Source organism: Methylocystis sp. Sn-Cys (assembly GCF_016745395.1).
Lineage (GTDB): Bacteria > Pseudomonadota > Alphaproteobacteria > Rhizobiales > Beijerinckiaceae > Methylocystis > Methylocystis iwaonis.
This window is the reverse complement of the sequence record NZ_JAERVJ010000001.1, coordinates 67,419-86,758: the sequence shown is the minus strand read 5'-3', so window position 1 is coordinate 86,758 and position 19,340 is coordinate 67,419. Positions and strand designations below refer to the sequence as shown.

The following is a 19,340-nucleotide window of genomic DNA, read 5'->3' as shown; positions in this document are numbered from 1 at the left end:
TATTTAGGCAACCCGGGGACGGCGCATTCGTTCCGGATGGAAGTTGTGGATTTCTAGTTCGACGCGACGTAATGCTCAACCGCGCTGACAGCCTCTCACAAGACCGCAAGGTGTCGTCATGAACATCTCACGCGAGATCGCTCCGCATCTTCCCTATCTGCGTCGCTTCGCGCGCGCTTTGTGCGGGTCGCAAAAAAGCGGCGACGCTTATGTCGTCGCGACGCTCGAAGCGCTCGTTGCGGACATCGATTCCTTCCCCTCCAACATGTCGGCGAAGGTTGGGCTCTATCATCTTTTCATGAGGAGCTGGTCGTCGATCGCCTTGAATGTCGAGGACCGTCCCGAGGACGATATTTCCGCAGCGCAGCGTAACGTCAGCCTGCTGACGCCACGCTCACGCCAGGCTTTTTTGCTCCGTACGGTCGAGGGATTTTCAACCGAGGACGTCGCCGACATCATGTCGGTCACGCCAGAGGAAGTCGAGGCGTTGATCGCGCAAGCCGGGCGCGAGATCGCCGAGCGGGTCGCCACCGACGTGCTCATCATCGAGGACGAGGCGCTGATTGCGCAGGACATCGAATTCATCGCACGCGATCTGGGGCATCACGTGATCGGCATCGCCCGCACGCACAAGGAAGCGGTCGAGCTCGCGAAGGGACGTCACCCGGGCCTGATCCTTGCGGATATTCAGCTCGCCGACGGCAGCTCCGGCCTCAATGCGGTGAACGAATTGCTGCAAAGCTTCGACTGCCCGGTGATCTTCATCACCGCTTTCCCCGAGCGGCTGTTGACGGGCGAGCGGCCCGAGCCCGCCTTCCTCATCAGCAAGCCTTATAAGGTGGATACGGTGAAGGCGACGATCAGCCAGGCGCTGTTCTTCCAGCGAAAGGCCAGTCGCGTCGCTTAAGGCGCGGCTGCGGCTGGAACAATGAAGGCGAGCGCGCGTTCGTCGCGTAACGCTGGAGGCCCGCTCGAAGGAGGCCGCAATGACCATGAATATTCCCGAGAGCCGCGACACCGAACGGGCGGCCCTCAACACGCCAAGCGACCTTTCGCCGGAAGCGACGGCCACGCTCGCCGACAGCATCAACCGCCTCGTGGCGGACGCCTATGTGCTCTATGTGAAGACCAAGAACTTCCACTGGCACGTCAGCGGGCCGAATTTTCGCGACTTTCACGAGATGCTCGATGAGCAGAGCGAACAAATATTGGAGTCGATCGACCCTTTGGCGGAGCGCGTGCGCAAGCTCGGCCAGCCCACGCTCAAATCCCTCGGGCAGATTCTCGAACTCGCGTCCTTGCACGAAAATCAGAAGGATTTCGTCTCCCCTTACGAGATGCTCGTCGAGCTCATGAACGATAACATCTCCATCGCCAAATCGATGCGCGAAGCGCATGGCGTCTGCGACGATTGGGACGATGTCGCGACCTCTAGCCTGATCGAGCAATATCTCGACGAGACCGAAAAGCGGACGTGGTTCCTGTTCGAGGCGGCGCGGGCGGCCGACTCCGGCGGACACTGAGCCGGGCCGATCCTCTCTTGCGGAAGACCTGTGAAGCCGCATAAATTTCCAGCGATTTGCGCATCCGGCCTCGGCTGCGCTCCGCCGCGCTGGAAAGGACAAGATGGCGTCCGAACCCGAGAAGCTTCTTGGCGCAGTGACGTCGCATTACGCGGCGGCGCGGGGCTTTCTGTCCCGCCTGTCGGCCTTTGTCGCGAAGGTCACCTTCAAAATCCCCAAGGGCGGCTCGCCGGGGGAGACGATCGATGAGCTCGGCAAGCGCTGGGCGCTCGACGAGGAGGAGCGGCTGACGCTGCATATTCTCGTCAGGAGCAAGCCGGGCCTCGCCTTCTTCGACGAGAAGATTCAGAGCATCAATCGCGCCGCCTTCCATCGCTCGGCTTTCGTGCTGAATGCGGCGACGCAGCTTTTCTTCGTCGACATCGGGGCGCAGCTTTACATTTCAGCCCCGCAGTTGAAGGCCGCGCTCGTCGCCACAAATGTCCTGCTCGTCGCCGTTGCGCATTTCGAGATCAAGTCGCTGCTGAAGGCGCTCATCGCGGGGCCGAATGCGTTGCCGCCAAAGCGGCGTTTCTGGGGCCTCTTCTCGAATCCGCATTACAACAAGGCCGTGAAAAAGCATTCTCGCCATTACGCGCGTAGCGCCTGGAAGGAGAAATCGCTCTACCGGCCCGCCTATTTCCTGGACGCTGCAACGATCTTCCTTGGCGCGCAGTTCATTCTGGCGCCAGAGCGCATTATTTTCCCATTCGGCTTCATTATCGGCAAGACGACCGGGCTCCTCACGACCCTTATCATGATGTTCGACGTGTGGCGGGGCGTGCGGGCGGGGGAAGACGCGCGCATCGCGCGCGAACGCGAGGTGGCGGTCTATCGCGATCTCGATGTGTGACGTGCTCGTGGTCTCTGTGACGCATACCTGCGCAGCCTGCTTTGCGTTTCGGCGCCGCATGTGCGCATTTTAAACGCTTTCGATACTTGCGAATCTTGCACGCCGCTCGAGATCGATCAGACGATTCGAGCGTCTCGGGTTGCTCCAGCCGGCGCGTCTGTCCGACGCAAATGCAGAGACCACAACGGCTTGCGGATATTGTCGCAAAGGCGCGGGCTTGCGGGCGCGCGCGTTTTCAGAGACGACCATGATGGGGTCGTCGGCCCCAACCTTGCGGACCATGGGGATTCTCCCTTACGTCGCTTCGCGGCGCTTCGTGCTGTGTGCTTATTTCGTGCCAGACGGTTGAGGCATTTTCTGGGTAAAGCCGATGGAGGGAAAGAACCACGCGACGGCGCTTTCGATGGCGCCACCCTGACGAAGCTCGCGCATCGAGCTTCTACGCATGGATGCAAGCCTGAAAAACGATCTTCGAGACGGCGGCGCGAGGGTGCGTCAAAGTGGTCGATTGCAAGTGGCGCGTCTCTCGCTCAAATCTGAGGAATGATCCGCCCTCAGATTTCCAACGCCATCATCCTGTCGATACTCTTCGCCTCGCTTGCGGCCGGAGCCACGCTGATGCTCATGGAAGTGCCGGCAATCCATCGGGCGGAGTCGGGGAAGCTTAAGGCGCAGGGATCGGCGTCGCCTGCGCGCGACGCTGGCTTGACTGTCGCGCGCCAATAGCAGAAGGCCGCTTCACGACCTGTTTCGCTTGAAAGCGCGATTGTCGCCCGAGGCCCGCGTTCTATCTTGCGAGAAGCGAAGAGCGGAGCAAGGCCGAAGAGCGGAGCAAGGCCAATGACGAGCAAGTCGGATTTCGCGCCTGTCGAATGGAAAAAGCTGGTGCAGGCTCCCTTGCTCGCAGGCTACGCGGTCAGCGCGGCCGACCCCAGCGGCTTTGTCGGCTTGCTCCAGGAGGCATTCGCCGCCGCGCGCTCTCTCGCCGAGGCAAGAACGCAGCCGGGTGACGAGCTGATAAAGGCGGTCGCCGAGGAGCTTTTGACCGCGAACGGCCGCGCCGACGCGCGCGAAGGGGTGCGCACGGTCGCGCAAGGCGCAGCGCTCGAAGATATAAAGCACCGTGCGCTCGACGCCTTGAAGGATACGAGGGCGATACTCGACGCGAAGGCTGGCGAGCATGCGCGGCCTTTCAAGGAGTGGCTGATCAAGATCGCGCGCGTGGTGGCGGAAGCGGGTCTCGAAGACACTTTCCTCGGCTTTGGCGGCATCAGGATGAGCGAAAAGGAGAAATCCACGCTCGCGGAACTCTCCGCCTCGCTGGGGTTGGATGCGACCGCCCAAGGCGCAGGATGAGCGCCTTTCGATCTCCTGCATAAGGCAGGTCAACTTTTTCCGCGATCGGCTTTAAAATTCGCCCGACGACAAAGAAGGGCGGATGGATGGCGGAACGTATTTTTTTAAGATCGATGGCGCTGGCCGCGGCGCTCCTTGTTAGCCCAGTCGCCGGGGCCGAGCAGCGCTGGCCCGAGGGCTTTTTATCGCGCGTCGAGGTTCTCGCCCTGATCCAGACGCTGAACGCCTCCTTGCTCGCGAGCCGCAGCGCCACAATGACCCTGGAGAGATGGTGCGCGGACCACAAAATGGCCCTCGAGCCCAAAATCGTCGCGACACGCGTCTCTGGCGCCGACAAGCCGCCGAGCGACGAGACGCGCCAGCGGCTGCGCGTCGATCTGTCGGAGCCGGTCAAATACCGGCGCGTTCAATTGAGCTGCGGCGCCCATGTGCTCTCGGACGCGGATAATTGGTATGTGCCTGGCCGTCTGTCCCAGGACATGAACAGGACGCTCGAGACGACGGATACGCCCTTTGGAAAGGCTGTCGCGCCTTTGCAGCCTTTTCGCCGCACGATCGACATGAAGATGCGCTGGTCGCCCTTGCCCGAGGGCTGGGAACTGGCGCCGCAGAGCGCCCAATCTGAGGAGGGTGCGCTGCCGCTGCCCCGCGACATCTTCGAACACACGGCGGTCCTATACGGGCAGGATCAGAAGCCCTTCTCCGAAGTCCACGAGACCTACACCAGCGGGATTTTGGATTTTCCCCCGCAGGCTGGGGCAACGCCAAAAGATTAGCCGCATTTGTGGTCGACCGTGGCCTTGTCGCTAGATAGGTGACGAGCAAAAGCGGCGAGGCGGCGTATGGCGGACATTTGGTATTATGCGGAAGGCGGCGAAACCTTCGGGCCGGTCGGCGCAAGGGAAATTGCCGCACGCCTCGGCAAGGGGAAACGGCCGCTTCTCGTCTGGGCGCCCGGCATGCCCGAATGGACCGACGCGCGCGGCCTGCCGCAATTCGCGGCGACAGCGCAGGGCGCTGGGCAAGGCGGCGGCAAGGCGCCAGCGAGCCGCGCGTGGCGCTCCCACCCCGAGCTGATTTCCTATCTGGCCATATCCGGCTATCTGCTGGTCTGGTTTTGCGCGGTCTTGATTTATAGGGCGACCGTTTTGCGCGGTGGGGGGATAGAATTCGCGGCCTTTGGCGTCGCCGTGGCAAAGGCGTTGATCCTCGGCAAATTGATGCTGACGCTGAATTCCGCACAGCGCGACGCCATCGGCGAGACGCTCCTGGCCTGGACGGCGAAAAAGGCGCTTTATTTCGCTCTCGCGCTTTTTCTGTTGTCCGTCGCGGAAGGGTTGATCGTGGGCTATCTTCACGCACGCGGCGCAAAAGCGCCACTGGGCGAAATTGCCGGCGGCGCCATTGCCCAAGCCGCCGCCACCGCCGTGTTGATGTTTCTGGCGCTGCTGCCCTATCTCGCGTTCCGGCGTCTCGCGCGCGAGTTCGGCGAGCTTCCGGAGCTTCTCTTCTCGCGGCGGGAGTTCGGGCGTCGCGTCGAACGCCCCGACTCGATTTGACGGCGGGGCGTTTATGTCTGACCCATTTCCATTTGAACAGCTCGATGGGGACTTGTCATTCCCGGCGGGCTGAAAGCCCGACCGGGAATCCAGAGCCGCAAAAGCGCCGGTTTTGCTCTGGATTCCCGATCGCTCGCTTTGCGAGCGTCGGGAATGCCGCCGAACCCATCAGGTGGATCTCATAAGACGGAGCGCGCGCTTGCGTCAGGCGTCGCTCAAAGCGGGCCGAGGCCCAAGCCGAACAAGCCGCCGCCAGGAGCGCCGAGGCCGAACAGGCCGTCGCCCGCATAGCCGTAATATCCGGGCGTCGCACAGCCGGGGTATGCGGACCCATACATTCCCGCGGGATATGCCGAGCCATACGCCGCCGGCGCCGTCGTCCACCCGGGATACATGCCGTAGCGATAGCGCGGCCCGCCATAGCGCCAGCCCATATGCCAGCGGTGATGCCGGTGTTGATATGCGCGCCAGTGGATCTGTTCCGCAGGTTGCGAGAGGCTTATCGCGTCTTTGCCGGTGACGCTCATGACGCCGGCGGATGACGGCGCTGGCGCGGCAGAAACAGCGGCTGCGGCGCAAAGGGCCGCCGTCAGGTTCCGTGATCTCGAGCAATACATTTGGGCCTCCTACACGCGCTTTGAGACCCCGCCAGTTAGATCGTGAACGGCTCCTGTCGAGCGACGCGATAATTATTTTGTCTCTCTTGTTCCGCACGCGTTGCGCATCTGGGGTCTCATCCAACCAATAGCCTGTCGATCCTGGGAAGATCCGTATGGTGGAGCAGCAGCACCTGGTTCGAGGCCGCCAGCTTCAGCGCGGAGGAGGTATAACCGCTAGTCGTGACGACGACGCCTCTTTGAGCATTTTGATGCGCGATGCCCGCGACGATCTCTTGGACCGCCCGATTGCCGACCGGCTTCGCGTATTTCTTGCATTGGAGCACAATGCGCATGCCGCGCTTCTCCGCTACGATGTCGACGCCTTGATCGCCGCTGAATTGCGTGACGCGGGCGTCCCATTTCCGCTCGCGAAGGACGCAGGCGCAATAATGTTCGAACTCCTCCGGGCTCATGGTCTCGTGGAACTTCGCCCCGGCGATGTCCTCATAAGCGAGCACGGCGAGGTGAAGCGCGCCGGCATATGCGAGCCCCATGGAGACGACGCCAAGGGCGCCCGGCCAGAAGAAGCCCGCGAGAACGGTAAAGAAGGAGATCCAGAGGACGCAATTTGTCGCGCCCGGGGCCGGCTCTCGTCGCTCCGCCATAGCTCCCTTTCCGATTGCTGACCCGGGCCTTCCCCTGAAAATAAGACTAAACAGAAATCCATTCGTTAATTTCTCGTGAAGGGGTCGCTCGTCGCAAGCAGCGCAAGTCCGGCCCCTCCCAACGCGGCGTGGCGCCCCGCATTGATCGTCTCGACGCTCGCGCAGCCTGCGATCCGGAAGCCAGGCCAACGCTTTTCGGGCTCTGGATTCCCGATCGGGCCTTCGAATGACAAGGCAATCAGATCAACGCTTGCGCGCGTAAGTCACCGCCATTGTAACCGTGACATCCTTTGGGGGAGCGGAGAATGGCGCGCAGGCGCGAACAGTATCGAGCGCGCTGATATCGAGCTCCGCTCGTCCGCTGCTGGCGACGATCTTCAGCGAATCCGGATGCATCGTTCCATCCCTCTTGATCCTGAAAGAAACAGTCGTCACGCCCTGCAAACCGGAATGCCGGGCTTCTTTCGGATAAAGAAGTTTCGTTTGAATCTTTTTCGACAGGTTTCGGATATAGGCTTTCAGCACATTCATCTCGGCGTCGGTGCGTCGTTGGATGATTTGCGCATGTTGCTCGTTTTCGATCCCTTCCACGTCGCGACCGGCTTGCTGAGCGGAAGCACTCGGCTTGGCGGCGGCTGCGACCTGCTCCTCCTCCTTTTTTATCTTGTCCGGAACCGCGTCTTTTATCCGCTCCGGAAGCGCTTCGTCGTCTGCAACTTTTTTCTCGGCTTTCTCTTCCGTCTTCTCCTGCTTGGCGTTCTGCGCTTCGACCGCGCCGCCAGATCCCGCATTCTGCCGCTTGTGTTTCTCTTCGGCCTGAACGTCGGAGTCGACGCCATTGAATTCGACCAGCAATGTATCGTCTATCTCGGGGGACGCCTGTCCAACGGCGCCCCATAGAACGAGCAAAGCGAAGGAATGAACCGCCAGCGATCCTGCGATTCCGTGAAAGATGCCGAACTGCGCGTGGTTTGCCATTTTCAGATCTTGTGACAATCAGGAAAAAGATGATTTCGGAATTTTATTTGGCGCTGTTTTCGGTCTGAATCCCGACCCTGGTAATTTTGAGCCGCTTCAGAACATCGGCGACATCGACGAAGCTCTGGAACTTTGATCCACGGTCGGCGCGCACAAGAACGGGCGTCTGGCTCCCCTTGTCGGCGAGACGCGATTCAAGAGTGGCGGCCGAAACGGCTTCGCCCTCGAAATATATTTCGCCGCCCGACGCGATTTCGATAATCGTATCCTTGCGCTTTTCGTAGTCGGGTTTCGACGCCTGAGGCAAGGAGACAGGAATTCGCCCGGCTGAGATGAAGGATGCGGTGGTCAGAACGATCGTCAAAAGCACGAGCATGATGTCGACCAGCGGGACCACATTGATCGATTCGAACGATTTGTCATCCATTGGCGATCTCCCACTCGATCGTTAGGACTTTGACGCGGCGGGTCAGCGCATTGTGGAGAGTAACCGCGATAAGCGCGACAATGAGTCCGGCCGCGGTGGCCTTTAGCGCAAGGCCGAGGCTCGCCATGATTTTATTCGCGTCAGCGGACCCGTCGAGGCCCATGCTGTAGAATGTCGCCATGATCCCGAGGACAGTGCCGAGCAGCCCGATATAGGGCGCATTCGCGGCGACGAGGCCCACGATGTGCAATCGCTGCGTCAGCGCCAGCTCCAGCGCCTTTGCATTGCGGAATGTCTCGAGGCGAATAGCCCGAAAATAGAAGAAGCGCTCCAGCCCGATCGCGACGATGGTCACGCTCAGCGCCGCAAGCAATCCGATGACGCCGACGTCGACGAGTTTGGAGATGAGTTCGATGTCCATTTTGTTCCAGTCATGTCGTTGAAAATTTGTTGGTTGAGAGAAGGGGTCAGAAGGTCACGCCAACTTGAAACAAGCCTTTTGTGTGTCTGTTGTAGCTGGGCGCGATCTCGTTCCAGCCAAGGGAATGCGCGACCTGCGCCTTCAAAAACAGAGTGCGCAGGGGCGAGGTTTCATCGAAGCTCGGCAAATCATATGAGCCGTAATAGCCGGCTCCGACGTCGCTCAACGGCGAACAGGCCTTCTGCGTGATCGTGTAGGATGGGTTTTCGAGCCATACCACGCCAATATCCGAGAAGGCTCCGATCGAGTGTTGATAGCGCTCGATCGTCGGCAAAGCGTATCTGACCTCGGGCGTGGTGACGAAACCGCTGTCTCCCGCCATGCCTTCGTCGAAAGATCTGACGCCGAAATAGCCGGTCAAGCTCAATTTCTCGCTGGAATCGAGATTCCGGCCGATGGCTTTTTGCGCCCGAAGCGCGAGGGACGCCGATACAAGCGGCGTTATCGCCAGCGTGCCGTTGACGCTGAGATTTATGCGACCATAAGAGCCCGCCGTGCCGATGCCGGCCTGATTGGCGCGGCGCTCCTCGGTGTTGGGGAAACGCACGAAGCCGAAAGAACCCGAAAGAGATGCGTTGGTCACGTAGGGCAAGTCGAGGAAAGAGCCGAACATGTCATGATTGACGCCGATCGTCCCAACCTCGATGTAGCGGTAGGCCGTCGAGACGCCGAGCACCTTGTCGTTGAGATATTTGTGCGTGAAGTTGGAAAAGAGATAGATGCTCTCGTCCCTCTGGCGCTTGAGCGGATAAACGAGATTCGCCGCGACGCCATTCGCTTCGCCCCAGGCCTGCGCATTGTTGTAAACGCCGCCGAGCTTATAGACTGTCTCGAAAACGCTGACTTCGCCGCGCAGGCCGCCAAAGGCCGGCGGCGGCGCATAGGCCAGCCGCCCGTTCACCAATCCTCCGCGTTCCGACACGATGCCGAAAGCCGATAATCGATCGCCATATCCCGTCGGCGAATTCAGCGTGACAGCGCCGCTGGTTCGGATTCGCCCTGTGTAAGGAGAACCGTAATTATCGGCAAGAAGGTAGCCTTCGATCTGGCGGTCCTCCGGCGGACTGAAGATAAAGTCGGAGGTTTCCGGCTGTTGTCCCGGGGCAATCGAAATCCGCGGCGCGCCGGCGCCAGGGAGGTCGGCGTTCAGCAGCATCGCCCGTTCGAGTTCTTCCTTGCGAATGAAAGGCGACCCGGCAAGCGCGCGATCGATCATGGTTTGCAGATAATCGGTTCGCACCAGCGAGTTGTTGTCGACTTTGACCGCGCCATAGCGGCCGGGGATCACTTTGAATTTCAATTGGCCATTGCGCGCGTCCTGCTCGGGCACATAGGTCTTGGCGACGATATATCCCTTGGCCCGGTAGAGATTGGTGATTTTGTCCGCGGCTTCGTAAATCTGGCCAAGCGTCAATTTGCGATTTTCGTAGCGCTCCAGGGCGTCGCGAATATTCTGCGCGCCCACCAGATCGGGACCGTCGATCGTAATGCGCCGAATAAAGATCGTCGCGCCGTCCCGCATGGTGAAACGAGGCTCCGCGGTCTCGGGCGTCTCGATGTCCGGCCGATGGGGCGGCGGGGCCTCGCGCCGGGCGGATTCAGCCGAGCGCACCGCGTCGCCGAGCGTATAGGGAATGAAGGGGCCGGCCTCCTGCGCTTGTGCCGTCGTGAGGGAGCCAAAGGCGGTCTGGAGTGCGCCAATGGCGCTTGCAAGTTGAAGAACTCTTCTCATTTTCTCGATACGCCTGATAGAAATTAACGCTGTTGCGCGGGCTTGTTCGGGGCGCCGGGGGCGCGGTCCTGGAGATTGAACCGCTTGCCGTCGACTTCGATGCTCTGGATCGCTGCGCCGTAATCGGCGGCCTTCGGCTTCGATGCGGCCGGTTTCGCCGCCGTTTGCGGACCCGCCTGTCGATGCGCCCGCGCGTCTTCCGCGGCGGCGGATCCACGTGGCGCGGCTCTCGCGCCGCTACCGAGCGAAGAGACTCTCGCGGGCGCGCGTGACGTCGATTGCGACGGCGCCTCACGCGGCGTCTCCTTGATGTCGACTTGGCTATCCAATGCGGGAGACGCCATCGAGCTGACGGCGGCGACGCCGGCGGCGGCCATCCCGCGGGAAGGGGGCGATGCCGCCTGCCGCGCCGTATTCGTCGTCGAGATGACGGTTCCGAGCTGCTCTGCGTTGAGCGCGACCTGAGTCGATATGGTCGGAGAGCCGGGCGTTGCAATCGCCCAGGGCGGCGCGGAATTGGGATCGCCGAGCCCGGTGGCGCCGGAAGTCGGCTGCTGCGCGGGGATTGCTCCGAAGCCAGAGGTCTGGCCGGTGGCGGCGATATCCCAGCTATTGCCGCTTAAAGTCGCAACTCCCCCCGTGTTGCCGATCAAGCCGCCGGCACCGTAGGGCACGACATCTACGCCGGACGTGACCTGTCCCGCAGCGTAATTGTCGGTAATGGAGCCGGCGAATGCAACTCCAACGAGCCCGCCAATGTTATTGACCCATCCGTCGTTGTAGATATTGGACAGCGAAACTGATCTGGTGATGACGCCGCCAGTCTCGTCTAGGGCGAAATCATTTACGCCGACGAGCCCGCCTACGGCGCTGATAGGGAAAGGCGATCCAGCAATACTATTCAGAGTAATGTCGACTTTTGCGAAGCCGTCGCTAATAACGCCGCCCCAGTTGTCCCCGACCAGCCCCCCGATAGCGGTATGCGAGTCGCCGCCAAGCGGGTATTGCCAGGTTGCGTTTATCCAGCCGGTTGCCGACGAGTTTTTGATTTCGCCGCCCGGCAACCCAAAACCGAAGTTCATGTTGTATCCGACGAGCCCGCCGATGTGTTGGGCGTTATAGGTCGTTATCGCGACATTAGCGCGCGAATCCGAGATGGCGCCGGCGTTGATGCCAACGAGGCCGCCCGCGTCTCCTGCATTGACCAACCCCCCAAATGTGGTCGAAGGCGAGCCCGCGAAAATAAATCCGTTTGCGAAAGAATTATTGATAATGCTGAACATGAAGTTGTTGGCGACCAAACCGCCGATAGAATCCCTTCCGGCAACGGAGATATCCGTTCCGGAATTGATGATAGAACCGAAATTCGAAGAGACCAGTCCACCGACGCGGGACGAACCCGAAATATATCCGCCGTAGGCGTAGGAATTGCTGATCAGGCCCTGGTTCCAAGAGACGAGCGCGGCCGCATTGCCGGCGGCTCGCGGGTCTGCAAGGCCAACTAGGACATTGGTATTGACGAGCGTCAGATCACGTACCACCGCCGAGTCGTTGGCCGTCCCGATTAATGCGTTGGGATTGTTGCCGCTATCATCGGCGATTGTCAGATTGCGGATCGAATGGCCCATCCCGGCAAGCGTGCCGCTCAGCGTGTAAATCACAGGCCCGCCGAAAACTCTGCTTCCCGCGTCGATGTCGCCATTGAGCGCATAGAACCCTGACGCAATGGCGTCCGGATTATCCGCCAAGGCCGCCAGCTCGGCGATTGTGTTGATCAACTGGTATGATTGCCCATTGATCGTCAGCCCGGCGTTCTGGCCGGTGAGCGAAATGGAGCTGGTGGCGTTTTTGAAGATATAGTCCCCGCCAAATTCCAGCGCGAGATTTGCAGAAGCGCCTGTCGCCGTGAGCGACGAGGCGATGTCGATGTTTCTCGCGGCGTCTAACGTGAGATTTGTCGAGGCCGACCATGCGACGGCGTCCAAGACGCTGATGTCTCCCTCGCTTCCCGTTCCGACGGAACGGATCGTAACATTATTCAGCCCCAACAGGGTCGCGAGCTGCGCGCCGCCGATGTCGCCATTCTGTCCGATCGTGAACCCGTGCGATTTGATGATCCAATCCCCGGCCCGGCCCGATGGCGCGCTCGTTGTGACGTCGGCGTCTGGCGCAACCGTTACTTTGTTGCCCTTGGTCACGATCTTTCCGCCATTGCCGCCCTGTGGCGCCGAGGCGTCCAGGCGACCGCTGACGCGAACCTTCCCGCCGATCGCAGCAAGCTTGATGACGCCGGTTCGCGACGGCCCGCCCATGAGGCCCGCCATCGTGCGCGCCTGAATCACCCCGGTGTTGTTGACCTGCGCGGAGAGCAAAGCGTCCGCGGCGCGCGCGGTGAGCACGACGCGCCCGCCGTCGGCTTTGATGACGCCCTTGTTTTCGACAAGCGCGTTCAACGTCCCTTTGTTGACTGTGACATCCACAAGCGAATTGCCGCCAAAATTGAGGGTGATGTTATCGCCCGAAGCGAGGGCCACTGTTCCGAGCGTCGCTTCGATCACACCCTCGTTCGAGACGTTATTTCCAAGCAGCGCGACATAGCCGCCCGGATTGGCGGTGATCGCCCCCTGATTGATGACCGATTCCTTGGAGCTACCGGCGAAGACATATTTGCCGGCATTGAAGTCGGCGTTGGAAATGTCGAGCGTCGAGGCGACGAGTCCGCCGACATTGACCTGTGCGTCCTTCGAAAAAAGAATCCCTGCGGAATTGACGATGAAGACCTGGCCGTTAGCGTGCATTGCGCCTTCGATGACGCTTCTTTCGTTGCCCACCACACGATTGAGAATTGTCGAATAGGGCGTCGGCTGATTGAAGTTCACGATCTCGCCGGGCGCGATGGAGAAGCTGCGCCAATTGACGATCGCGGCGAGCGTATACTGATTGATGGTCATCAGATTGCCCGCAGAGGCAATATCGACCTGCCCTGATACGACTTGCCCGTCGAGAGGATTGGCAAGAGCGGCGTGAGGAGCGGTCGTCAGCGCGCACGCCGCAGCCGTGGAGAAAAGCAATCGTCTCCGGCGCTGCGCCGATAGCGACGCTCTTCCACTCGAGGATGCCCGGAACATTTGGATGGCCGCGCATCGAGCGGCGACGGAACGGGTCATCTGAAACTCCAAATGACAAAACAACAGCTTAGCGGGTTGCTAGCGATATAACAAAAATATATATCGACAGAAAAGTTATCTGCAAAGCCTATAATTTTTGCGGTCAGGCTCGCGCCGTACGCAGTTGCAGCACAATTTTCGATCTTGATCACTGCTGTTCGTTATATAATGTTAAGATATAAATGCAGGTCGATCGCGATGGCGGCGTGCACATTATTGCTGTGTGAGGGCGCGCGCGGTTTGGGGGGGCTGTGAGATGAGTGCAGGATAGCAAAACCAATAGGATAGGCGTGCTCTACTGTGCGCTGGGATCGGCGCCTCTCAGGTAGCCGCCAACTCCCGGCCGATGGCATTCCGATGCCCCCAACACTTTGCGTTTCAACTATCGACACGCGAGCGCTTCGATCCGAGGCGGCCGTTTGTTGTGACGGACGATCGCGTCCGTCGATCGGCGTTCGACGCCAGCGTCGAACTGCAAACTCGGGCGTGAAAATTTGAAGGATATGTTGATGCTGAAAGAAAAACTCGTATGCCTCGCAATTGGCGCCGTCGCTTTCGCCTTGTCCTGCGCCAACGCCAAAGCCGCGACGACGATCACAGTCGCTGTGACGCCGACGGCGGCACCCGCCATCGTTGATCTCGTCGCAGATTTCGTAAATGCAAACCCGACGTATAACGTCGCCGTCGTCGGCGCGCCGGATAGTCTCTCGAAAGACGCCATTGTCGCTGGTGGCGCAACGGGCCCGTATGATCTGCTGTTGGCCCAGTCCTATCTTGTTCCTGCGGGTTTGAAATACCTTCATCCCACCCTCGTCTCAGGGGATCCCTTTCCCTTCGCGAAGGATACGCTCGTCCTCTATTCGACGACCGTCGACATCAGTGGCGGTATTCCTCTTCAGCTCCAGGCATTTTCCTTGCCGGACCCCGCCACTCTCGATCCTTATGGCGTGGCGGCGGTTCAAGCGATGGGAGCCGAATATCTTTATGCGCTTTCCAAAAAACTGCCCATTAAAACGGCCGACGCGGGCGGTTCCTATGCGCGGGTCGAATATATGGGAACGGCTTACGGCTTTACCGGAAAATCCCAAATTTGCACCGCTGTTACCGACGTCGAAGCATATGAGCCAGGCAGCTTCCATCACGAATATGTTCTCGGGCAGAATTATGTGACCGACATCGTGTTGGCGGGCATCAAGATCGCGCGCACGCGCAGCGCCGATCAGGAAACAGCGCTGACCGCCTTCGTCAATTTTCTGACCAGCGCACAGGCAAAAGCCCTTCAAGATCATTGCTACAAACTGCCGAGCGCCGCCCAATAAGAAGAGTGTAGGGCACAGAAAGAGATGGGAGCGACCATCTCATCGAGAGCCCTATTCACCAAGAACGCCTCATTCCGAATTTCGGAGAAGGAAAACAGTTATGTCCTCAATGAAGCTCAAGGCGGCGGCGCTATCCGCTTTCGTTTTTACGACTCTGGCGAGTCCTTTCGCACATGCGGCAAGCATCAAAGTGGCGGTCGCGGCCAATTTCACCGCGACATTGGCGCAACTCATCAATGTGTTCACGCAATTGTATCCAAGTGTCTCCGTAACGTATGCGTCTGATTCATCGGGCAATCTGCAGACTCAGATCATCAATCACACGGTCGCATATGATTTGTTCTTGTCGGCTGATCAGTCGCGCCCGCAGACGCTCGCGACGAGCTATCCCTCGCTCGTGATCGGAAGCCCGTTTCTCTACTCCGTCGGCGAGCTCGAGCTTTGGTCCAAAACAGTCGATATTAGCGCTGGTCTGCCAAGCCCGATCCCGGTGGATATTGTGCTCGCTGATCCCAACAAGGCGCCTTATGGAACCGCTGCGGCCCAAGTGCTCAGCGCGAGCCCGTGGTCCATTACATGGACGCCCGGAAGCGCCTACCCTCCGTCAGGCACGGCGCATGTATTCACGAAATCAAACATCGGCCAAACATATTCAGCGATCAACGACGGCGCCTACGCCTATGGCTTCGTGCACCAATCCGCCATCTGCAAGCTCGTGGGCGGCGTGAAAACCTTCACCCAGCCGGGCGGATACCACCATACCTATCCGTACAATGACACAACGTACCCGCACAGCCAAATCTCTCAATACGGCATCAAAATCGTCAATTCAGCCCGCACTTCAGCAGACGACACGGCGCTTACCAACTTCGTCAACTTCATAACCGCCAATACATCAGGAACGAACATCATCAAATCCTACTGCTACTCATTGACATTGTAGCCGATCGCATTGGCGGTCGTCGCCGGTAGGCTTCTGGCGGCGGCCGCTCATCACGCAATGGCTTTCGATCTTTTCGCTCCAATCGCGCCATCGAGGGAGATGGGCGACCACGGTCGCACGAGGGCCTCTTACCTTTCCAGTCCAGAGTTCTCGTGTGGGGGGGAACATATGAAAAAACTTGCCGCTTTGCTTTGCGCACTTGCTTTGAACCAAGGACCTGCGCTCGCCGCCGATCTCATTCGCAAAGGCCCGCAAATTCTTCCGCCTCCTCCTCCGACGCCGAGCTGGGCAGGATTTCATGTTGGGCTCAACGGTGGTTATACATGGGCCGATAATCCCAGTATCCAGATTTCGTCTGTCCCCTTGCCTCCGCCACCTCTCGTTACGCCGCAAGGCGCCGTGGCGTGGGCAGACCGCTTCGCCTTCGGCGCCTCCGGGTCCATTGCAGGCGCAAGAAGCGGGGGATTTATCGGCGGCGGACAGCTTGGCTACGACGGTTTGATCACGCCTCATATACTCGCGGGCGTCGAAGCGGACTTCCAGGGCGTTCTCGGCGCCACGGGCAGCGCGTTTGTTTCGAACGCGACCACGCAGCTCCATCCCACCTCACGGCTCGACTATCTCGGAACCGTTCGCGCCCGCCTGGGCTATCTCTTGACCTCTGACTTCCTCCTTTATGCGACCGGAGGCGCGGCTTATGGCGGCGCGTCCTCGAGCATGTCGATCTTCCAACCCGCCCAAGGCGTGATTGGCGGCGTCGGGACGGGCGCCGCCAGCTCGACGCGTTTCGGCTGGACCGCCGGCGCCGGGGGTGAGTGGATGTTCTGGCCGAATTTGTCTGCGAAAATGGAGTATCTCCATTACGATATTGGCTCAATTGGATCCTCACTTATTGCAACAAGTGGTGGTTATGATCCACGTTATTTAATTGGAAATCCATTTGACAATGATACGATGTATCCATACGCGTACCTTACGGCTAAAACACACACGCATTACAGCGGTAATATTATTCGAGCTGGCGTCAATTACCATTTCAATTGGAATCCGCCACTCCTTTCGAAACTTTAATTGCAGCTCATTACCTCGAATCTGAAAAAGGCCTGTCGTCATGGCGTCGCGTAATTCCTGCCTGTGGATGAAGTCGGTTGCATTGGGTGTTGTATTGGCGTCTGCCTCCTGGGGAGCGTCGGCTGCGCCTGCGGGAGATGAAGCCGCGCCATCAAAATCTCAAAGTAACGACCCTGCGAAGGGCGCCACGAAACGCGCTCCCCAAGCCGTGCTAAAAACGGCCCCGCCTGCCTCAAAGGCCGGCGCGGCGCCGGTCGAGGAGAAAAAAAGCTACTACATGCCCACGCGCGGTTATCGGTTGGAGCCGCAGCCCGACATCCCGCCCTATGTGCGAAATCTCGGCAAGACGTATAAGCAATTCGAAGGCATCGATTGGCTGGACGTCGGTCTCGATTCGCGCACGAGATTTGAGTATCGCAAAAACGATTATCGGCCCTGGACCGACACAACGACGAATCCAGCATCATCGAAGCGACGATATTTTCCGAACTCTCTTTGGCTGCTGCGCACGCGCGCCTATATCGGCGTCAAGGAAATCCTCGATCCCTTCCGCTTCGTCGTGGAATTCCAGGACTCGCGCGCATTCAACAGTATCTATGAGCTGCAGGGTCAGGAGATCAACGAAGCGGACCTTATCTCGGGCTATGGCGAACTCTATTTCAAGGACGCTCTCGGCAAGGACGACCGTGGAAATGACCGGCCGCTGATCGTGCGCGCCGGCCGCTTCCATCTCGAGGTCGTCGATCGACGTTTGATCGCCGAAAACGAATTCCGTAACACGACCAACACATTCGATGGGCTTCGCATCAAGATCGGCAAACGCGACAATGATTGGGACCTCGATAATTTCGCGATGCGGCCGGTGGTCCGCTTACCCTATGAATTCGACCGCCCCGATTGGCAGAACTGGGTTTACGGCAGCGTGCTGAGCGTGCGCCGATGGTCAGAGTTCGCGACGATCCAACCTTATTTCATCGGACGTAAACAATATGGCGACCCGTCGAGCGCGTCGGCGGCGAGTAGAGTGAGCCGAGAGACATATTCGCCGGGACTGCGCCTCTACGGCGTTCTTGGCAATTTCGATTATGATGTCGACGTCACCAAACAGTTCGGGCAGATCGGCGAGTATCAGACGTTCGGCGGCACTTCCTTGCTGAAGAGCGTGCGCCTCGACGCTATCGCCTATGCCTTCGAGGCGGGCTACACCTATGTCGATCATCCCTGGAAGCCACGAATAAGCGTCAATTACGCCTATGGCTCCGGCGACAAGAGTCCCTACGACAACGCCAATCAGACGCTCGACATTCTCTACGGCTTCAATCAGCCCTTCTCGCGGAACGACTATTTCGCCTGGAACAACGTCAAAGCGCCGAAAATCCGCCTGGAGTTCACGCCGACAAAGAATCTTCAAATCGACACGGCTTTCGGCGGTTTCTGGCTCGCGAGCACGGCCGCCGCATGGGACCGCGCCAATCTCTATGCGCCGCTCGGCAATAGAGGCGGCTACCTGGGTTCCGAAGTGGACGTTCGCGTGCGCTACAAGCTGTCGCAATACATCAATCTGACCGCGAGCTACGCCCGCTTCTGGCCGGGCTCTTTTCCGTCGAGCTTCGGGCCGCCCGTTGTTGCGCAGACCTATTTTCCGCAATCCTTTCGCGGGCAAACCACCACGACAAACGGTCTGACCGCGCAGCCGACCGACTTTTTCTATCTCGAAGCGACGGCGAACGCTTTCGGCGACGGTCAGCCGATCACGAGCAATCCCGCCCAGGATGTCGCCGCGATTTTCCGCGCTGAGCCACCGAGCCCGGCTACGCCGACGTGGCGTGATTTCTATGTCGGGCTCAATGGCGGCGGGGCCTGGTCGAGTCCGAGATCAATGGTTTCTGTTGGCCCGATCAGCAGAGCGCAGCCGAGCCTGCCTGTCGCGGCGACGTCGAATATGCTCCCGACCAATTTCGAACTCTCGGGATTTCTCGGCGGCGGGCAAATTGGGTGGAACCGGAAATTCAAAACCAATGTCGTCGCCGGCCTCGAAACGGATTTACATGGCGTCAGCGGAAATACCGACAGGAAGGACCAGGCGACAAAAGCCTGGTCGATCGGCAACACTTTCGTCAATTACGGCGTGCGCTCGGCGACCTTGAATTTTCTCGGCACCGCCCGCGGCCGTCTCGGCTATCTCGCGACGCCTTCCGTGATGCTTTATGGAACAGGCGGCCTCGCTTATGGCGGCGTGACCTCCAATGCGGCGCTTTTTACCTATCGGGTGGGCGGCTTTACAATTACCCAGGGCAATCCGCTGAATCAGGAGACGCGCATTGGGTGGACGGCCGGGGGCGGGCTCGAATGGGCGCTCTCGCCGAATTGGAGCGCGAAGGCGGAATATCTCCATTACGACCTCGGAATGGCGACAGCCATGGCCCCGGTATTCCACCCAAGCGGGTTCTATGGTTATGGCGTGCTCAGCCAGACCAAGTTCGACGGCAATGTCGTCCACGCCGGCGTCAATCGGCATTTCGATATGAGCGCGAAATAGGCTTCGAGTAACCGCGGTCGCGGGACGGATACCATTTCCGTTTAAACAGCTCGCATCGGCGCGTGTCATTCCCGGCGGACTGAAAGCCC

At 59.5% G+C, this 19,340-nt stretch carries 17 protein-coding genes; 10 read left to right on the top strand and 7 right to left on the bottom strand.

The window, feature by feature from the left end; all coding sequences use genetic code 11:
* Positions 1-118 precede the first annotated feature (118 nt).
* The 6 genes from JJT62_RS00365 (at position 119) to JJT62_RS00340 (ending at position 5,330) form a co-directional block, all read left to right on the top strand.
* Positions 119-907 carry a response regulator gene (locus tag JJT62_RS00365; RefSeq protein ID WP_202070712.1) on the top strand — a complete coding sequence of 263 codons (789 nt, stop codon included), beginning with the start codon at positions 119-121 and terminating at the stop codon, positions 905-907.
* Positions 908-986: 79 nt separating this feature from the next.
* Positions 987-1,523 carry a Dps family protein gene (locus tag JJT62_RS00360; RefSeq protein WP_202070711.1) on the top strand — a complete coding sequence of 179 codons (537 nt, stop codon included), beginning with the start codon at positions 987-989 and terminating at the stop codon, positions 1,521-1,523.
* Positions 1,524-1,626: 103 nt separating this feature from the next.
* On the top strand, positions 1,627-2,415 hold the full coding sequence (locus JJT62_RS00355; RefSeq protein ID WP_202070710.1) for a hypothetical protein: 789 nt from the start codon (positions 1,627-1,629) through the stop codon (positions 2,413-2,415).
* Positions 2,416-3,255: 840 nt separating this feature from the next.
* Positions 3,256-3,771 (top strand): hypothetical protein, encoded by a 516-nt coding sequence (locus JJT62_RS00350; RefSeq protein WP_202070709.1) that lies wholly within the window; start codon positions 3,256-3,258, stop codon positions 3,769-3,771.
* 86 nt (positions 3,772-3,857) lie between these two features.
* Complete coding sequence (locus JJT62_RS00345) at positions 3,858-4,547, top strand: hypothetical protein (protein WP_202070708.1); 690 nt, start codon at positions 3,858-3,860, stop codon at positions 4,545-4,547.
* A 66-nt stretch (positions 4,548-4,613) separates the two neighbouring features.
* On the top strand, positions 4,614-5,330 hold the full coding sequence (locus JJT62_RS00340; protein ID WP_202070707.1) for a DUF4339 domain-containing protein: 717 nt from the start codon (positions 4,614-4,616) through the stop codon (positions 5,328-5,330).
* A gap of 215 nt (positions 5,331-5,545) precedes the next feature.
* Here JJT62_RS00340 and JJT62_RS00335 read toward each other — a convergent pair whose 3' ends face one another.
* The 7 genes from JJT62_RS00335 to JJT62_RS00305 form a co-directional block, all read right to left on the bottom strand.
* On the bottom strand, positions 5,546-5,947 hold the full coding sequence (locus JJT62_RS00335; RefSeq protein WP_202070706.1) for a hypothetical protein: 402 nt from the start codon (positions 5,945-5,947) through the stop codon (positions 5,546-5,548).
* A gap of 116 nt (positions 5,948-6,063) precedes the next feature.
* Entirely contained in the window at positions 6,064-6,594 is a 531-nt protein-coding gene (locus JJT62_RS00330; RefSeq protein WP_202070705.1) for a restriction endonuclease, read from the bottom strand.
* A gap of 243 nt (positions 6,595-6,837) precedes the next feature.
* Positions 6,838-7,572, bottom strand: a complete 735-nt coding sequence (locus tag JJT62_RS00325; protein WP_202070704.1) for a TonB family protein — start codon at positions 7,570-7,572, stop codon at positions 6,838-6,840.
* A 43-nt stretch (positions 7,573-7,615) separates the two neighbouring features.
* Positions 7,616-7,999 carry a biopolymer transporter ExbD gene (locus JJT62_RS00320; RefSeq protein WP_202070703.1) on the bottom strand — a complete coding sequence of 128 codons (384 nt, stop codon included), beginning with the start codon at positions 7,997-7,999 and terminating at the stop codon, positions 7,616-7,618.
* Entirely contained in the window at positions 7,992-8,420 is a 429-nt protein-coding gene (locus JJT62_RS00315) for a MotA/TolQ/ExbB proton channel family protein (protein WP_202070702.1), read from the bottom strand. The genes JJT62_RS00320 and JJT62_RS00315 overlap by 8 nt, the downstream gene beginning before the upstream one ends.
* Before the next feature lie 46 nt (positions 8,421-8,466).
* Positions 8,467-10,212: a ShlB/FhaC/HecB family hemolysin secretion/activation protein gene (locus JJT62_RS00310; protein ID WP_202070701.1), complete on the bottom strand. Its 1,746-nt coding sequence runs from the start codon at positions 10,210-10,212 to the stop codon at positions 8,467-8,469.
* A gap of 23 nt (positions 10,213-10,235) precedes the next feature.
* Positions 10,236-13,340, bottom strand: coding sequence for a filamentous hemagglutinin N-terminal domain-containing protein (locus JJT62_RS00305; RefSeq protein WP_370568476.1), 3,105 nt, complete (start codon positions 13,338-13,340; stop codon positions 10,236-10,238).
* A gap of 644 nt (positions 13,341-13,984) precedes the next feature.
* Here JJT62_RS00305 and JJT62_RS00300 point away from each other — a divergent pair.
* From JJT62_RS00300 to JJT62_RS00285, 4 genes are all read left to right on the top strand, one after another.
* The gene (locus JJT62_RS00300) at positions 13,985-14,698 is read left to right on the top strand and encodes a substrate-binding domain-containing protein (protein WP_202070699.1); all 714 of its coding nucleotides are present in this window, start codon (positions 13,985-13,987) and stop codon (positions 14,696-14,698) included.
* A gap of 100 nt (positions 14,699-14,798) precedes the next feature.
* Positions 14,799-15,641, top strand: a complete 843-nt coding sequence (gene modA / locus JJT62_RS00295; RefSeq protein ID WP_202070698.1) for a molybdate ABC transporter substrate-binding protein — start codon at positions 14,799-14,801, stop codon at positions 15,639-15,641.
* 168 nt (positions 15,642-15,809) lie between these two features.
* Positions 15,810-16,712, top strand: a complete 903-nt coding sequence (locus JJT62_RS00290; RefSeq protein WP_202070697.1) for an outer membrane protein — start codon at positions 15,810-15,812, stop codon at positions 16,710-16,712.
* Positions 16,713-16,989: 277 nt separating this feature from the next.
* A complete protein-coding gene (locus JJT62_RS00285; RefSeq protein ID WP_246744625.1) occupies positions 16,990-19,251 on the top strand; it encodes an alginate export family protein in 2,262 nt (753 codons plus the stop codon).
* Positions 19,252-19,340: the final 89 nt, after the last annotated feature.

Coding starts and splice junctions, on each gene's coding strand:
- JJT62_RS00325 (WP_202070704.1), bottom strand. CDS start 7,572: ATGGCAAACCACGCGCAGTTCGGCATCTTTCACGGAATCGCAGGATCG.
- JJT62_RS00340 (WP_202070707.1), top strand. CDS start 4,614: ATGGCGGACATTTGGTATTATGCGGAAGGCGGCGAAACCTTCGGGCCG.
- JJT62_RS00305 (WP_370568476.1), bottom strand. CDS start 13,340: ATGTTCCGGGCATCCTCGAGTGGAAGAGCGTCGCTATCGGCGCAGCGC.
- JJT62_RS00320 (WP_202070703.1), bottom strand. CDS start 7,999: ATGGATGACAAATCGTTCGAATCGATCAATGTGGTCCCGCTGGTCGAC.
- JJT62_RS00290 (WP_202070697.1), top strand. CDS start 15,810: ATGAAAAAACTTGCCGCTTTGCTTTGCGCACTTGCTTTGAACCAAGGA.
- JJT62_RS00285 (WP_246744625.1), top strand. CDS start 16,990: ATGCCCACGCGCGGTTATCGGTTGGAGCCGCAGCCCGACATCCCGCCC.
- JJT62_RS00350 (WP_202070709.1), top strand. CDS start 3,256: ATGACGAGCAAGTCGGATTTCGCGCCTGTCGAATGGAAAAAGCTGGTG.
- JJT62_RS00360 (WP_202070711.1), top strand. CDS start 987: ATGACCATGAATATTCCCGAGAGCCGCGACACCGAACGGGCGGCCCTC.
- modA (WP_202070698.1), top strand. CDS start 14,799: ATGTCCTCAATGAAGCTCAAGGCGGCGGCGCTATCCGCTTTCGTTTTT.
- JJT62_RS00355 (WP_202070710.1), top strand. CDS start 1,627: ATGGCGTCCGAACCCGAGAAGCTTCTTGGCGCAGTGACGTCGCATTAC.
- JJT62_RS00310 (WP_202070701.1), bottom strand. CDS start 10,212: ATGAGAAGAGTTCTTCAACTTGCAAGCGCCATTGGCGCACTCCAGACC.
- JJT62_RS00335 (WP_202070706.1), bottom strand. CDS start 5,947: ATGTATTGCTCGAGATCACGGAACCTGACGGCGGCCCTTTGCGCCGCA.
- JJT62_RS00330 (WP_202070705.1), bottom strand. CDS start 6,594: ATGGCGGAGCGACGAGAGCCGGCCCCGGGCGCGACAAATTGCGTCCTC.
- JJT62_RS00365 (WP_202070712.1), top strand. CDS start 119: ATGAACATCTCACGCGAGATCGCTCCGCATCTTCCCTATCTGCGTCGC.
- JJT62_RS00345 (WP_202070708.1), top strand. CDS start 3,858: ATGGCGGAACGTATTTTTTTAAGATCGATGGCGCTGGCCGCGGCGCTC.
- JJT62_RS00315 (WP_202070702.1), bottom strand. CDS start 8,420: ATGGACATCGAACTCATCTCCAAACTCGTCGACGTCGGCGTCATCGGA.